Raw genomic sequence first — 14,145 nt, forward strand, 5'->3', positions numbered from 1 at the left:
AGCGAGCAGATTTTCAATCAGCTCGTCCACCACCGGATTGTCGATGCCGGCATAGTTTCGGCTGCCTTTTACATTGCGCTGGCTGGAATGAAAGTACCCATGCTGCTCCAGACCGGGTGACAATCCCTGGGGCAATGTAGCTAGAATCATATCGTAGTCGAACTGGTCGAGCCTGGCCTTGTATTGTGCGCGGTCAACCGTGCGGATCTGCATGTCGATGCCCAGGCGGGCGAGATTGGAACGGTAGGGCTGCATGATCCGCTCCAGGCTGGGATTAACCAGCAGCACCTCGAAAACCAGCTGATTGCCCTGGGCGTTTTCCAGGCGACCATTGCGCAGGGTCCAGCCTGCGTCCTCGAGTAGACCGACAGCTTTACGCAGCGTATCGCGTGGCACTCCGCGGCCCTTGGTTTGCGGCAGGCTGAAGGGTTCGACAAACAGCTCGGGCGGAAGTTTGTCGCGATGCGGCTCCAGGTACAGGAACTCCTGGCCACCCGGTAGATCGGTCGCACTGAACGGACTGTTGGGGTAGAAACTCAACGACCGCCGATAGGCATCGTAGAACAGGACCCGATTGGACCACTCGAAGTCGAACAGCAGGCCCAGTGCCTGGCGCACATTGCGCTGATCGAAAGGTGCCCGGCGGCTGTTGAAAAACAGCGCCTGGGTGGCGCTGGGTATCGCATGATCGATTGCCCGCTTGAGCACAGCTCCGCTGCGTACCGAGGGAAAATCGTAGGCGTTGGCCCAGTTGCTGGCCTTGTGGTCGAAGTAGATATCGAACTCGCCAGCCTTGAACGCCTCGAACGCCACACTATTATCGCGATAGAACTCGACTTCCAGGCGGTCAAAATTGTATTTGCCACGGTTGATCGGCAGGTCCTGGCCCCAGTAGTCCTTCACCCGCTCCAGCGCCATGCGCCGCCCGGGCTCGACCGATACAACACGGTAGGGGCCACTATTGAGCCCTGGCTCGAAGGTGGTCTGGCCAAAGTCACGCCCTTCCCAGTAATGCTGGGGCAGGACCGGCAGCTCGCCGAGACGCAGGATCAATAGGGGGCTGTCGCTGCGGCTGAAGATGAAGCGAATGCGTTTCTCGCTCAGGATGTCCACCCGGGCGACGTCCTGCAGCATCGACCGGTAATTGGGATGGCCTTTCTCGCTCAGCGTGCGAAAGCTGAATTCGACGTCCGTGGCGGTTATCGGCTGTCCATCGTGAAAGCGCGCCTGCTCATGGAGGTTGAACACGACCCAGCTGCGATCGTCGGAAAACTCGATGCTTTCGGCAATCAGGCCATAGGCTGAATAGGGTTCATCGCCGGAAGGATCGTAGAGGCCGGTGCCTACCATCAACGGCTCGTTCAGTTCGTTGATGCCATAATGGGGGAAATTGCCGGTATTCACCGGGCTGGTGCCCTTGAGTGTGTAAGGGTTGACCGTGTCGAAGGTGCCGGAGCCCATCACCCGCAAAGTACCGCCCTTGGGCGCGTCGGGGTTTACGTACTCCAGATGCTCGAAATCATCGGAATAGTGCGGCTGGCCATACAGTGAGTAGCCATGCTGACGGTAGACACCAGCGCTGGCGCCAACGCAACTGAACACCAGCAACAATGCGATTGCAGAACGCAGGACTGTTCTCATGACTACCTTTGCCGCAAGCAGGGTCTGCGGATGGATCCCCGCGCGGGCGTTATTAAAAAAGTGACTGTTCGGAGATTGGCTCAGGGGATTTTCAGCGTCAATTGCTGGCCGGGCTGCAAGTGCGTGCCCAGACGGTTATGGTCGCGAATTCGGGCAATTGTGATGTTGAACTGACGACCGATGCTGTACAGCGAGTCTCCGGGCCTGACCGTATATATCACGGGCTTGCTGGAAGCTGCATTTGACGACTTGTTCGCCTGGCCGGGAATCTTCAGCGTCTGGCCGACCTTGAGAGCCGGCGTGTCCAGCAGATTCTGCTGCTTCAGGGACGCGACGCTGATGCCGTGCTTGCGTGCTATTTCCCAGAGATTATCGCCGGATCTGACCTGGTAACTGGTGGCAGTAGCGGTGGGCGCAGAGTATGACGCCTGGGCTGAGACACCCTGTGCAGACAATGGCAGCATCAATTCCTGACCTACACGCAACAGATTGCCATCGAGCTGATTGACTTCACGCAGCGCAGATACCCCGACATTGTGGCGGCTGGCGATCTGCGAAAGATTGTCGCCTGCGCGAACCTGGTAGCGTTGATAGCTCACACGCTCATCGTCCGGCAGCTCGGCAAGGGCGGTACTGAACTGCTCAAGGCGATCGATGGGCACCAGCAATTGGTAGGAGCCCGGCGCGGTCACGCGTTGCTTGAAGGCCGGGTTGAGCTTGATGAAGTCATCGGTCGGGATGTTTGCCAGTTCTGCGGCCTTGTGCAGGTCCAACTGACGTTCGATGGTAACCGCCGCGAAGTAGGGCGAGTCCGCCAGTTCCGGTAACACGGTGCCATGCAGCTCCGGTCGCTCGATGATCTGCGACAGGGCAAGGATCTTGGGCACGTAGTTCATGGTTTCTTGCGGCAGGTCGAGGCTCCAGTAGTCGGTCGGCAGGCCACGTTCGCGGTTGGACTTGATTGCCCGGCCCACACAGCCTTCGCCACAGTTGTACGCGGCCATGGCGAGCAGCCAGTCGCCGTCAAACATCTCGTTGAGTTTGCTCAGATAGTCCAGCGCGGCCTGGGTGGAGGCGGTAATGTCACGCCGGCCGTCGTACCAGGAGTCCTGACGCAGGGAAAAAACCTCGCCGGTGGACGGGATGAACTGCCAGATGCCAGCGGCCTGTGAGCGCGACAGGGCCATCGGGTTGTAGCCGCTTTCGACAAACGGCAGCAATGCCAGCTCCAGTGGCATTCCGCGTTCATCGAGCTGCTCCACCACGTAATGCAAGTAGCGCTCGGAACGTTTGCTGGTCATTTCGAAATAACGTGGCTGGCTGGAGAACGCCAGGCGTTGACGGTCTATCCGCGGGTTGTCGATCGCTGTCGGGTCCAGCATGAAGCCGCGGCGAATCCGGCCCCAGAGTGTATGTGCGGTGAGGGTTTCGGCTTCCTCGCGGGGACCTTTGGCGTTTTTCAGCAGGATAATGCCGCGGTTGCGTTCGTAGGTGGTTTGCTTCGGTAGTTTTTCGGCCCCGTTATCGCTTCGTGCCTGTTGGGACGGTGAGGTCTGGCAGCCGACCAGAAGTGTCAGCCCTGCGATTATCAGCAGGGCCCTGAGCTTGGAGTAGGGTGATGAGACAGAAAAGGACATTGGTTGTTCCGGAAAAATTTGACCGAGTTTAGGAACTCAGCTCCGGAGGGTCAAGGAAACATTCGGTAGCGCTTCAGAAACCGTCCTTCCAGCCACGGATAGCCGCAAAAGTTTCGACGCCAGCAGACAACGGGGCGTTCTGTTGCCGACTTGCCGTGGCGATCACCGCCGGCTCGGTCGAGCGCAGGAATGGATTGGTGCGTCTCTCCAGTCCGATGCTGCTGGGCAGGGTGATCCTGCCCGCCGCACGCAGGTCGTCGACTACTTCCAATCGTACCTTGATGTCGTTGTTTTCTGGCTCCACCGCGCGGGCGAAACGCAGGTTGGCCTGCGTGTATTCGTGGGCGCAGTACACGCTGGTGGCCTCAGGCAGTGCAGCCAGGCGTTCCAGCGATGCGTGCATCTGCTCGGCGGTGCCCTCGAACAGCCGGCCGCAACCGCCAGCGAACAGGGTGTCGCCACTCAGCAGCCAGGGCTCGGCAGGCTCGTCGCAGTAAAATGCAATGTGACCAAGGGTATGGCCCGGTACCGCGTAGACCTGTAATGTCTTGCCTAATATATTGAGTTGGTCGCCATCTTTCAGTTGCCGGTCCACACCGCTGATCGATTCTGCTGCCGGTCCCCAGACAAGGCAGTCGGTCGCCGCCTTCAGCGTTGCCAGGCCACCGGTGTGGTCGCGGTGATGATGGGTCACCAGAACATGCCGCAACTGATATTCCGGATGCCGGCCCAGCCAGGTGATGACCGGCACGGCGTCGCCGGGATCGACAACGGCTGCTTCCTGCCGTTGCGGGTCGAGAATCAGCCAGATGTAATTGTCCTGAAAAGCGGGTAATGCCAGAAATTCGAGCATATCGCTGCAGCCTTCAAGGGAGTGAACCTTTATCTTATAGGACCGGATGCACATATATAAAGGAGCGGTTGATAAACCAACGGGCGACAGAGCACCCTTGACGACTATTACCTGATCAGACACTGGTGAACGATGCGAACTGATCGAGATGCGGGATCGATAAGTCAGGCAGACCTCATGCGCTTGCTGCGCGAGGCGCGGCTGTGGCTAGAAACGCCGGCCGGGCGGATGTTGCTCGAGCAGCAGCGTCGCGTTGCCCAGGAGGGCCTGGAACGTTGTTTCGGGCAGCACATGGTCCAGTACGGTCTTGCTCCCTCACTTATGGATGGCCAGCAATCGGTTTTGTGCAATCGCTGGCATTTTGATCTGATCGGCGAGCCGCCGTTGATGCCCCTGGAGGAAAGCCAGTGGCCATTTGCCCCGCAATCGCTTGATGTTGTGCTGCTGCACCACGGGCTGGATTTTTGCCTGGCGCCGCGAACCTTGTTGCGCGAGGCCGGCCAGGCAGTGCGCGCGGGTGGGCACTTGCTGATTTTCGGTTTCAACCCCTGGAGCACATGGGGCTGGAACCATTTTGCCGGACGCAGCTGGCTCAGCGAGGCCGGGTTCGTCAGCCCCGCACGCCTGGCCGACTGGCTCGAAGTGCTCGGTTTCGCAGTAGAGAAACGTATTGATGGGTGCTATCGTCCGCCGCTGAAAACCCAGCGCGGCCTCGACCGGCTGGTACGCATGGAGAGCTGGGCGAATCGCCATCGGCTGCCATGCGGCGGATTCTATTGCCTTATTGCGCGGCGCCAGATGCTCGGTGCGACTCCGCGCAAGCAGAATGCCAGGGCTTTTCCTGCGCTGGTGCTGCCGCCCCTGGTAGCCGGTAGCAGACGAACACAGAAACGGAACACGAAATGAGCCACACGATAGAAATCTTTACCGACGGCGCCTGCAAGGGTAATCCCGGGCCGGGCGGCTGGGGCGTACTGCTGCGTCTGGGCGAGCATGAAAAGTCGCTGCATGGCGGTGAGTTGATGACCACCAACAACCGTATGGAATTGATGGCGGCGATCATGGGTCTGCGCGCGCTGAAGAAAACCGCGCAGGTGATCCTGACCACCGATTCGGAATATGTGATGAAGGGCATCTGCGAGTGGATGCCCAACTGGAAGAAACGCGGCTGGAAAACTGCAAGTAAACAGCCAGTGAAGAACGCGGACCTGTGGCAGCTGCTTGATGAACTGGTCAACCAGCATCAGGTAGAGTGGCGCTGGGTCAGGGGCCACAGCGGCCATCGCGAGAACGAGATTGCCGACGAGCTGGCCAATCTGGGTGTGCAGGAAGCGTTGGGTAACAGGAGCAAGAATCATGCGTGAGGTCGTACTGGATACCGAGACAACCGGTATCGATCCGCGAAGCGGCCACAGGATTATCGAGATCGGTTGTGTCGAGCTGATCGACCGGCGCCTGACCGGCCGTCATTACCACGTCTATATCAATCCCCAGCGCGAGGTTGAGGAGGGCGCATTGGCGGTGCACGGCATTACCGACGCGTTCCTCGCCGACAAGCCGTTGTTCGCCGACGTGGTGGAAGGATTCATGGAGTTCGTCAAGGGCTCGCGTCTGGTCATCCATAACGCGCCCTTCGATATTGGCTTTCTCGATTCCGAACTGCGGCTGATGTCCTCACCCTATAACTGCATGGCTGATCATTGCGGTGTGCTCGATACGCTGATGATGGCGCGGGAAAAACACCCAGGCCAGCGCAACAGTCTTGATGCGCTGTGCAAGCGCTACATGGTCGACAACTCCCAGCGCGATCTGCACGGGGCCCTGCTTGACGCCGAGATTCTGGCCGACGTCTACCTGATCATGACCGGTGGCCAGACTGCGCTTTCACTGGCCGGGCAGGGGAGCGACCAGAACCAGAGCAGCAACGGCGTCAGTGCGATCCGCCGCATTGATCCGGCCAGCCGTCCGGCGCTGCGTGTGGTGACTGCCAGTGAGGACGAACTGCAGGCCCATGCCGAACGCCTGGCTGCCATCGAGGAAGCTGCAGGCTTTGCCCTGTGGCACGGACGCCCGGCCGAATAGCCGGGCGCACCAGGAGCAGATCAATAGCCCAGCTCAGATCCAGAGGTTGACCGCCAGCAAGCCCACGCCGCCCATCACCAGCGTGTAGGGCAAGGCCATATACACCATGCGACCGTAGGACAAGCGTACCAATGGTGCAACGGCCGAGGTCAGTAGGAACAGGAATGCTGCCTGGCCATTGGGCGTCGCCACACTGGGCAGGTTGGTTCCGGTATTGATTGCAATCGCCAGCCGCTCGAACTGCTCGCGGCTGATTGCACCGCTTTCCAGACTCTGCTTGATCTCGCTGATATACACGGTAGCAACAAAAACGTTGTCACTGATCATCGAGAGCAAGCCGTTGGCGATGAAGAACATGCTTGGTTGCGACTCAGGCGGCAATGCCAGTACCGCATGGATTATCGGACTGAACAGATGTTGTTCGTGAATCACCGCGACAATCGCGAAGAACACCACCAGCAGTGAAGTGAACGGCAGGGCTTCCTGGAAGGCCTTGCCGATCTGGTGTTCATCGATGATGCCATTGAACGAGGCAATCAGAATTATCACCATCAGACCGATGAAGCCGACCTCGGCTACGTGCAATGCGAGCCCTGCCACCAGCAGCGCAGCCGCTAGTGCCTGGACGGCCAGCGCCACCTTCTGCGGCATCTTGCGTTTGGCCTTCTCCTCGCGGGCAAAGTCCTCGAGAACCCGTCTGACCGGGCGTGGCAGGCGCGCGCCGTAGCCAAACCAGCGGGTCTTTTCCAGCAGCAGGCAGGTTGCCAGGCCCGCTGCAAGCACCGGCATGCTGACCGGTGCCATCAGCAGGAAGAACTCGCTGAAGTTCCAGTCCGCCACCCGCGCGATCAGCAGGTTCTGCGGCTCGCCGACCATGGTGCAGACCCCGCCCAGTGCAGTACCCACAGCCCCGTGCATCAGCAGGCTGCGCAGGAATGCGCGGAATTCTTCGAGGTGTTCACGGTGCAGCGGCTCATCGTCTTCGGATTCGGCTGACTCTCCGCCATCCTGGCTCGATCCGGCAGAGGCGACCTTGTGATAGACCCCGTAGAACCCCACGGCGACGCTGATGATGACCGCGGTGACCGTCAGCGCATCGAGGAAGGCCGAGAGCACCGCTGCGACTAGACAGAACGACAGGCCCATCAGTGACTTGGAGCGGATGCCGAGAATCAGCCGGGTGAAGGTCACCAGCAGCAATTCCTTCATGAAATAGATGCCTGCGACCATGAAAATCAGAAGCAGGATCACCGGGAAGTTGGTCAGCACCTCGGCATACAGTGCCTCGGGGGTGGTCATGCCGATCAGCATTGCCTGTATCGCCAGCAGCCCGCCGGGTAGCAACGGATAGCATTTGAGGGCCATGGCCAGGGTAAAGATAAACTCGATTACCAATATCCAGCCGGTTATGTAGGGGCCGGCAAGCCAGAGCAACAGCGGGTTGAGGACCAGAAAGGCGACAATGGTGCGTTTGTACCAGCCGGGGGCCTGCCCCAGAAAGTTGTTTGCCAGCGCGGGCAACACGGAGGTGGTCATGATGAAGTCCTGTTCATAGGGGTTGGGAAGAATGCTCTGAATCGCTTCTCGGCCCGAGCCAGAAAGGTGATTCAGAGAGTCCCTCTGTCCTGCTGTGCGGATGCTGGCTTAATCCGGCGCCGGCACCAGGCTTCGGCGGATTTTCCGCTCGCGATCATACAGGAGGCGCCGGGGTTGGTCAGGTGATAACGTCTGGCACCAGGATGATCAGCTATGCCGTTGATCCATATACTTGTTATATTCGGTCTTTTAGAACAGTCTTGAGTTAACAGGCGTAGCCTCAGGGCCGCAATACCACTGCCGGAGTACACATATGCCCGAGTTTCAGACGCTGCTGGTAGAACAGATGGCCAGCGTTGCCCATGTGCAGCTCAACCGTCCCGAGAAGATCAACGCGATGAACGCGCTTTTCTGGGAAGAAATCATCACCGCATTCGACTGGATCGACCAGACCGACAGCGTTCGGGTGGTCGTGATCTCGGGTGCAGGCAAGCACTTCTCCGCCGGAATCGATCTGATGATGCTGGCAGGCGCCGCGGGCGGTATGGGTTCGGATATCGGCCGTAATGCCGAGACCATCCGCCGCAACGTGCTGCGTCTGCAGGCCTCGTTCAACGCCGTCGACCAATGCCGCAAGCCGGTCATAGCCGCGATACACGGCTATTGTATTGGTGGAGCAATCGATCTGATCACCGCCTGCGATATGCGCTACGCCACCGCCGATGCGCATTTCTCGATCAAGGAAATCGACATGGGCATGGCCGCCGACGTCGGCACCCTGCAGCGATTGCCGCACCTGATCGGTGATGGCATGATGCGCGAGCTTGCCTACACCGGGCGCGGATTCGACGGCGCCGAAGCGGCGACCATGGGTCTGGTCAATCGTACCTATACTGATCACGACAAACTGCTGGACGGCGTCATGGGCATTGCCCGTGACATCGCTGGCAAGTCGCCCCTGGCCATCCGGGGCACCAAGGAGATGATTCGCTACAGCCGGGATCACAGCGTTGAAGACGGGCTCAACTACATAGCCACCTGGAACGCAGCCATGCTTCAGTCGGAAGACATGAAGCTGGCTATGGCGGCGCACATGGCCAAGAAGACCGCTGAATTCGCCGATTGATAACGCGTCAGGCTGACGGCAGGGAAGTTAGGAGAAATTGCGATGCTAACGGGCGCCACATCACTGGATCTTGTCAGGGAAGAACTCTTCGCCAGCATGGGCGAAGTTGAAGATCTGCTGCAGCAGTTTCTCGAAGACCGACACAATGGCAGTCTGCTGCAACAGGCGATCGAAGGGTTGCACCAGCTGCGCGGCACACTGACGCTGATCGAGCTGCGCGGCGCGGCGCTTCTGTTGACTGAGATGATCGCGCTGGCGACCGATATCCCGGAGCATGCCGGCGAGGAGCGCAACGAGCAGCTCTCGGCATTATGTGACGGACTCTTCCTGCTTGAGCGGTACCTGCAGCAATGCCGTCACCAGGGCTTCGAGCGTCCGGAGTTACTGTTGCCGGCGATTAATCAGTTGCGCACTCACCGGTCAGGCGCCGTCCCCTATTCCGACAGCCATTTCTACCTGCTTTCCGCAGCCGAACTGCCGCTCAGGTTGCGTGGCAACGATGCTGCGCAGCCCCTGGATGACCGTAGCTTCAACCGCCTGCGCCAGATGTACCAGCTGGGCCTGCTGGGGGTCATCCGCGGCGACACCGTGGCCGGTTCTGCGCCGCTGATGCTGCGCGCGTTGCAGCGCTGGGAGTCGAGCCTCGACAGTGTCGCTGCATCGCTGTGCTGGGCCGCAGCGGCGGCTCTGGAGGGTATAGAGCAGACGCCCCTGCAACTCACCGCGCCGCGCAAGAAACTCTTCGCCCAGCTCGACCGTGTCATCCGCGAACGCGGCGCGCGTCACCGGCAGGAGGAGCCGCAGCCCCATCCGAAGCTGCTGCGCGAGTTTCTCTACCTGGTAGCGCTGGCCGACACTACCTGCGAACGTTGCAATGAGGTGAAACGCACTCTCAGCCTGCCCGACACCGGTTACACCGAGATCGACCTGCAGACTGCGTTTCTGCGCCTGCGTGGCCCGGGAGCTGACGTGATGCGCTCGGTCGCCGATGCGCTGCGTGAAGAAATAACTGCGATCAAGGATCTGCTCGACCTGTTAGCGCGTAATGCCGGCGATTCCGAACAATCGTTGGAGACCCTTGCGGCGGCGCTTGAGCGACTGTGGAAAACCCTCGGCATGCTCGATCTGAAAACCGTTGCTGGCGAGATCGAAGATGCGGCGGGACAGTTGAAGGACTGGAAAGCGAACGACATGGTCTTGCTGGAGAGGGTCGCTGACGCGGTGCTGCAGGCCGAAACCGCGGTCAACCGGCTGGATGAGAAGGGCAGTGACGTGGGCCCTGTGCCCGGCGCTGGGTCCGAGAGCAATGGGCCGGTGGAGCTGCGCGAAGCCCGTATTGTACTGATCGAGGAATCGCAGGCGGGGCTGTCGCTGGCCAAGCGCGCAATCACCGCCTACATGGAGTCGGGCAATGATTTGATGCACCTGATGAATGTGCCTTCGACGCTGGAAACCGTGCGTGGCGGTCTCATTTTCCTCGGCATGAGCCGTGCCGGCAACATCATCCATCAGTCGGCCCGTTTCATTCAGGAAAACATGCTTGAGCGTCAGTCGCCGCCCGAGGCGCAGCAGCTTGAAGTGCTGGCGGACGCGCTGACTGGAATCGAATTTTACCTGGAGTCCGCCGAGCGCTCGGCCGTGGCTAATACTGACGTGCTTGGCCTGGCCGAGGAAAGCCTGGCCGAGCTCGGTTACCAGGTTGTAGGAGCCTGAGTGGTATGAGTACAAGCAACAAAGGTTTTGTCCCGGCAACCCGCACAGCGCGGATCGAGGACGAGGATTGGGTAGTCATCTATCACGAGCAACAGTTCGGAATGCTGCAGGGTCGCTTTCTGCATGAGCCGGACAGCGTCCGCTTCATCGGCAACGTGGATCATCAGTTGCTGCTCGGACATCTTGATGGCACGCCCTGCCATCTGCTGCGCATAAGCGATCCGGCGCCCGTGCCGGGGCTGAGCTGGCATGGCCTGCGGAACCTGATCGGCCAGATCGACGATAACCTGTTCCGCGTGTTGGGCCTGGCCCAGCAGCTGGACGCCTGGTACGACAGTCACCGCTTCTGTGGGCGCTGCGCCGCGCCGATGCAGCCCAGAGGCGAGGAGCGCGCCATGGAGTGCACAGCTTGTGATCTGCGCCAGTATCCGAAACTTGCCCCCTGCATCATTGTGCTCATCACCCGGGGCGATGAAGTCCTTCTGGCCCGGGCGCCGCATTTCAGGCCCGGTTTTTTCAGTACCCTGGCCGGCTTCATCGAGCCGGGTGAATCGGTCGAGGAGTGCCTGCACCGTGAGGTGATGGAAGAGGTCGGCCTTGAAGTCGATCAGCTCGAGTATCTGGGCAGCCAGAACTGGCCGTTTCCCAACTCGCTGATGATGGGCTTTCATGCCCGCTACGTCAGTGGCGAGATCGTGCCTCAGCCGGGAGAAATTGAAGAGGCCAACTGGTGGCACGTCGATCAGTTGCCCGGCATACCGCCACAGGGGACCATTTCCCGCTGGCTGATCGATTGTCATCTGGCTCGCCTGGGCGGTCATCCAATGCCGCCCGTCCCGGCCTGAATAAACCACAGGAGATACCATGCAGTATTACGGTCTGGCCGGTCTTGTACTGGTCATTGTCGCGCTGATCCTGCTTGCCGTGCTCCGCGCCGGTTGGCGTCTGTCCTGGTTACTGCCCTGGCTGAAAGGCAACCTGCTATTGCTCGGGGTAATGCTTGCCGGCGCACTGGCCATCGTGGCCTGGGAGCTGCAACAGTTCAAGGCGCTCGAACCCGGCAGCAACGTCGCTACGCTGGAGTTCCGCAAGATGGGACCGCAGCAATTCGAGTTACTTTTTTCCGCGGGTACCGAGCCGCGCTCGATCATGCTCGAAGGTGACATGTGGCAGCTGGATGCGCAGGTGCTGCGCTGGCAGGGCCTGGCCCACGCCATAGGGTTGCAGGACGGTTATCGCCTGCATCGTCTTACCGGGCGCTATCGAGCGCTGGAGCAGCAGCGTGAGGTTGTGCCGGTCGCACACGCAGGCGTGCTGCATGCAACTCCTGGCTGGCGTGATGCGTGGCAGTGGCTGGACCATCTGGACAGTGGTGCGCTGCTTGAGACCGATGCATTCGTGGTCCGCTTCATACCCATGGCCGAAGGTGCACGTTTTGGTATCGAGATTGGCGAGACAGGGCTGACGCCAGTACCGATGAACCGGCAGGCGATGAATGCGATGCAGCGTTCGCAGTAATGAAGGTACCGGTCCGGCGGGCGCCGGACCGGTAACAGTCTCAGGACAGCATGCCGCCGTCGACGTTGATCGCAGCGCCAGTGGTGTAGCTTGAAGCTTCGCTTACCAGGTACAGCACGGTACCAGCCATTTCGCTCGGGTCGGCAGCACGGCGCAGCGGAATGCGCTGCAGGGCCATCTTCAGAATCGAGTCGTTGGTGGTCAGTGCCGAGGCAAACTTGGTGTCGGTCAGGCCAGGCAGCAGGGCGTTGCAGCGAATACCGAACTGCGCACATTCCTTGGCGAATACCTTGGTCATGTTGATCACCGCAGCCTTGGTGATCGAGTAGATTCCCTGCATGTCGCCCGGCACTACGCCATTCACCGATGCCACGTTGAGAATGTTGCCGCCGCCAGTTTCGCGCATCAGCTTGCCGGCTTCTACCGACATGAAGAAATAGCCGCGGATGTTCACGTCCACCGTCTTCTGGAATGCGGTGAGGTCGGTATCCAGCACGTTGCCGAAGTAGGGATTGGTCGCGGCGTTGTTGACCAGAATGTCCAGTTTGCCGAAGTCAGCACGGATCTTGTCGATTGTGGCGGTGATCTGCGCCATTTCACCAATGTGGCAGGCAAGTGCGGTGGCCTTGCCGCCAGCGGCGTTGATCGAGTCAGCCACTTCCTGGCAACCATCGATCTTGCGGCTGGAAACGATTACGTGAGCGCCCTGCTGGGCCAGCAGGCGGGCAATTGACTCGCCGATACCACGGCTCGCGCCAGTGACCAATGCTACCTTGCCGTCCAGATCAAACAGTTGTGTCTTCTGCATATTAGTGTCCTCTTGAAACAGTTAGAGAGATGATTTGTTGATCACATCCAGACTTGTCTGTTCGAGCAGCTTGTTCATGTGGATGAAGCTGCCGAATCGCTTGTCCTTGGTCTGGCCATGGTAAAAGCGGTAGTAGATCTGCTGCATGATGCCGGCCAGGCGAAACAGGCCGTAGGTGTAGTAGTAATCCAGGTTCGGGATCTCGATGCCGGCTTTTTCTGCGTAGTAATCAGCAAATTCCTGGCGCGTGAGCATACCCGGCGCGTGGCTGGGCTGGCGGCGCATCAGCTGGATCGGCTGCGGATCGTCGGCCTGAATCCAGTAGGCCAGGGTGTTGCCCAGATCCATCAGCGGGTCGCCGATGGTGGTCATTTCCCAGTCCAGCACGCCGATGATCTCCATCGGGTTGTTCGGATCCAGAATCACGTTGTCGAAGCGGTAGTCGTTATGTACCAGGCCGGGCTTGGGATGGTCGGCCGGCATTTTTTCGCGCAGCCATTCCATCACCACTTTCCAGTCCGGCGCGTCCGGTGTGGCGGCTTTCTGATAACGGTCGATCCAGCCTTCGATCTGGCGCTTTACATAGCCCTCGGGCTTGCCCAGGTCGCCCAGGCCGCACGCCTGGTAATCGAGGTTGTGCAGGTCGACGAACTTGTCGACAAAGCTTTTGCACAGCTCGCGCGTCTTGTCTTCATCCAGGCCCAGGTCATCCGGCAGCTCGGAACGCAGAATGATGCCTTCGATACGCTCCATTACATAGAATTCGGCGCCGATTACGCTCTCGTCGGTGCAGTAGGCATACACCTTGGGGCAGTACGGAAAGGCTTTGCCGAGGTCCTTGAGAATGCGGTATTCGCGGCCCATGTCGTGGGCCGATTTGGCTTTCTTGCCAAACGGCGGACGACGCAGCACAAATTCCTGATTGGGGTAGGCGACCAGATAGGTCAGATTCGATGCGCCACCGGGAAACTGGGTGATGGTCGGTGTGCCTTCTAGATCCGGAATCTGACTCTTGAGGTACTGGTCAATGGCCTGTACGTCGAGCTCTTCGCCTTCGCGGATCTGGGTAGCCTGGTCTGTTGCGCTCATGGCTTTCCTTATGATGGTGGTCATGGACAATCAGCTAATCTAATGCAGGTCATGGCTTGTAACAAGCCAAACGCTCGTTTGAATGGGGTTATCAGGCTTCGTGTTGTTGGGGGATTGGTTGGGGCTATTTTGCGGTGGTGTC

The 14,145-nt window shown here is 59.6% G+C and carries 13 protein-coding genes; 7 read left to right on the forward strand and 6 right to left on the reverse strand.

Annotated elements, in window-relative coordinates; genetic code table 11:
- From ABYA88_RS12445 to gloB, 3 genes are all read right to left on the reverse strand, one after another.
- Window positions 1-1,629 (reverse strand): extracellular solute-binding protein (locus tag ABYA88_RS12445; RefSeq protein WP_373187682.1); only part of this gene is annotated, 1,629 nt, incomplete at its 3' end.
- A 92-nt stretch (window positions 1,630-1,721) separates the two neighbouring features.
- A complete protein-coding gene (locus tag ABYA88_RS12450; protein ID WP_373187664.1) occupies window positions 1,722-3,278 on the reverse strand; it encodes a LysM peptidoglycan-binding domain-containing protein in 1,557 nt (518 codons plus the stop codon).
- Window positions 3,279-3,351: 73 nt separating this feature from the next.
- Window positions 3,352-4,131 (reverse strand): hydroxyacylglutathione hydrolase, encoded by a 780-nt coding sequence (gene gloB, locus ABYA88_RS12455; RefSeq protein WP_373187666.1) that lies wholly within the window; start codon window positions 4,129-4,131, stop codon window positions 3,352-3,354.
- A gap of 177 nt (window positions 4,132-4,308) precedes the next feature.
- Here gloB and ABYA88_RS12460 point away from each other — a divergent pair, with 177 nt between their 5' ends.
- From ABYA88_RS12460 to dnaQ, 3 genes are read left to right on the forward strand one after another with little or no spacing between them, the layout of a single operon-like run.
- On the forward strand, window positions 4,309-5,037 hold the full coding sequence (locus tag ABYA88_RS12460; protein WP_373187668.1) for a class I SAM-dependent methyltransferase: 729 nt from the start codon (window positions 4,309-4,311) through the stop codon (window positions 5,035-5,037).
- Window positions 5,034-5,495 (forward strand): ribonuclease HI, encoded by a 462-nt coding sequence (gene rnhA, locus ABYA88_RS12465; protein WP_373187670.1) that lies wholly within the window; start codon window positions 5,034-5,036, stop codon window positions 5,493-5,495. The genes ABYA88_RS12460 and rnhA overlap by 4 nt, the downstream gene beginning before the upstream one ends.
- Complete coding sequence (gene dnaQ, locus ABYA88_RS12470; RefSeq protein ID WP_373187672.1) at window positions 5,488-6,213, forward strand: DNA polymerase III subunit epsilon; 726 nt, start codon at window positions 5,488-5,490, stop codon at window positions 6,211-6,213. Before rnhA ends, dnaQ begins: the two co-directional genes overlap by 8 nt.
- A 33-nt stretch (window positions 6,214-6,246) precedes the next feature.
- Here dnaQ and nhaB read toward each other — a convergent pair whose 3' ends face one another.
- Window positions 6,247-7,749, reverse strand: a complete 1,503-nt coding sequence (gene nhaB / locus ABYA88_RS12475; RefSeq protein ID WP_373187673.1) for a sodium/proton antiporter NhaB — start codon at window positions 7,747-7,749, stop codon at window positions 6,247-6,249.
- Between the two features lie 313 nt (window positions 7,750-8,062).
- On the opposite strand from nhaB, the gene ABYA88_RS12480 reads away from it, so the two are divergent.
- The 4 genes from ABYA88_RS12480 to ABYA88_RS12495 are packed head-to-tail and all read left to right on the forward strand — an operon-like array spanning window position 8,063 to window position 12,106.
- On the forward strand, window positions 8,063-8,875 hold the full coding sequence (locus tag ABYA88_RS12480) for a crotonase/enoyl-CoA hydratase family protein (protein WP_373187674.1): 813 nt from the start codon (window positions 8,063-8,065) through the stop codon (window positions 8,873-8,875).
- 42 nt (window positions 8,876-8,917) lie between these two features.
- The gene (locus tag ABYA88_RS12485) at window positions 8,918-10,588 is read left to right on the forward strand and encodes a ferrous iron transporter B (RefSeq protein ID WP_373187675.1); all 1,671 of its coding nucleotides are present in this window, start codon (window positions 8,918-8,920) and stop codon (window positions 10,586-10,588) included.
- A 5-nt stretch (window positions 10,589-10,593) separates the two neighbouring features.
- A complete protein-coding gene (gene nudC / locus ABYA88_RS12490; protein WP_373187677.1) occupies window positions 10,594-11,433 on the forward strand; it encodes an NAD(+) diphosphatase in 840 nt (279 codons plus the stop codon).
- A 19-nt stretch (window positions 11,434-11,452) separates the two neighbouring features.
- Window positions 11,453-12,106, forward strand: coding sequence for a hypothetical protein (locus tag ABYA88_RS12495; RefSeq protein ID WP_373187678.1), 654 nt, complete (start codon window positions 11,453-11,455; stop codon window positions 12,104-12,106).
- A gap of 40 nt (window positions 12,107-12,146) precedes the next feature.
- Here the strand turns inward: ABYA88_RS12495 and ABYA88_RS12500 are convergent, their stop codons facing one another.
- Complete coding sequence (locus tag ABYA88_RS12500; protein ID WP_373187679.1) at window positions 12,147-12,914, reverse strand: SDR family oxidoreductase; 768 nt, start codon at window positions 12,912-12,914, stop codon at window positions 12,147-12,149.
- Window positions 12,915-12,935: 21 nt separating this feature from the next.
- On the reverse strand, window positions 12,936-14,003 hold the full coding sequence (locus ABYA88_RS12505; protein ID WP_373187681.1) for a phosphotransferase family protein: 1,068 nt from the start codon (window positions 14,001-14,003) through the stop codon (window positions 12,936-12,938).
- Between the last annotated feature and the right edge of the window lie 142 nt (window positions 14,004-14,145).

It is taken from the genome of Halopseudomonas sp., assembly GCF_041579695.1.
In the GTDB taxonomy this organism is placed as follows: Bacteria; Pseudomonadota; Gammaproteobacteria; order Pseudomonadales; family Pseudomonadaceae; genus Halopseudomonas.

Excerpts from the sequence above, each read along its gene's own strand:
- rnhA (WP_373187670.1), top strand. The coding sequence starts at position 5,034 with ATGAGCCACACGATAGAAATCTTTACCGACGGCGCCTGCAAGGGTAAT.
- gloB (WP_373187666.1), bottom strand. The coding sequence starts at position 4,131 with ATGCTCGAATTTCTGGCATTACCCGCTTTTCAGGACAATTACATCTGG.
- ABYA88_RS12485 (WP_373187675.1), top strand. The coding sequence starts at position 8,918 with ATGCTAACGGGCGCCACATCACTGGATCTTGTCAGGGAAGAACTCTTC.
- ABYA88_RS12480 (WP_373187674.1), top strand. The coding sequence starts at position 8,063 with ATGCCCGAGTTTCAGACGCTGCTGGTAGAACAGATGGCCAGCGTTGCC.
- ABYA88_RS12460 (WP_373187668.1), top strand. The coding sequence starts at position 4,309 with ATGCGCTTGCTGCGCGAGGCGCGGCTGTGGCTAGAAACGCCGGCCGGG.
- dnaQ (WP_373187672.1), top strand. The coding sequence starts at position 5,488 with ATGCGTGAGGTCGTACTGGATACCGAGACAACCGGTATCGATCCGCGA.
- ABYA88_RS12500 (WP_373187679.1), bottom strand. The coding sequence starts at position 12,914 with ATGCAGAAGACACAACTGTTTGATCTGGACGGCAAGGTAGCATTGGTC.
- nudC (WP_373187677.1), top strand. The coding sequence starts at position 10,594 with ATGAGTACAAGCAACAAAGGTTTTGTCCCGGCAACCCGCACAGCGCGG.
- nhaB (WP_373187673.1), bottom strand. The coding sequence starts at position 7,749 with ATGACCACCTCCGTGTTGCCCGCGCTGGCAAACAACTTTCTGGGGCAG.
- ABYA88_RS12450 (WP_373187664.1), bottom strand. The coding sequence starts at position 3,278 with ATGTCCTTTTCTGTCTCATCACCCTACTCCAAGCTCAGGGCCCTGCTG.
- ABYA88_RS12505 (WP_373187681.1), bottom strand. The coding sequence starts at position 14,003 with ATGAGCGCAACAGACCAGGCTACCCAGATCCGCGAAGGCGAAGAGCTC.
- ABYA88_RS12495 (WP_373187678.1), top strand. The coding sequence starts at position 11,453 with ATGCAGTATTACGGTCTGGCCGGTCTTGTACTGGTCATTGTCGCGCTG.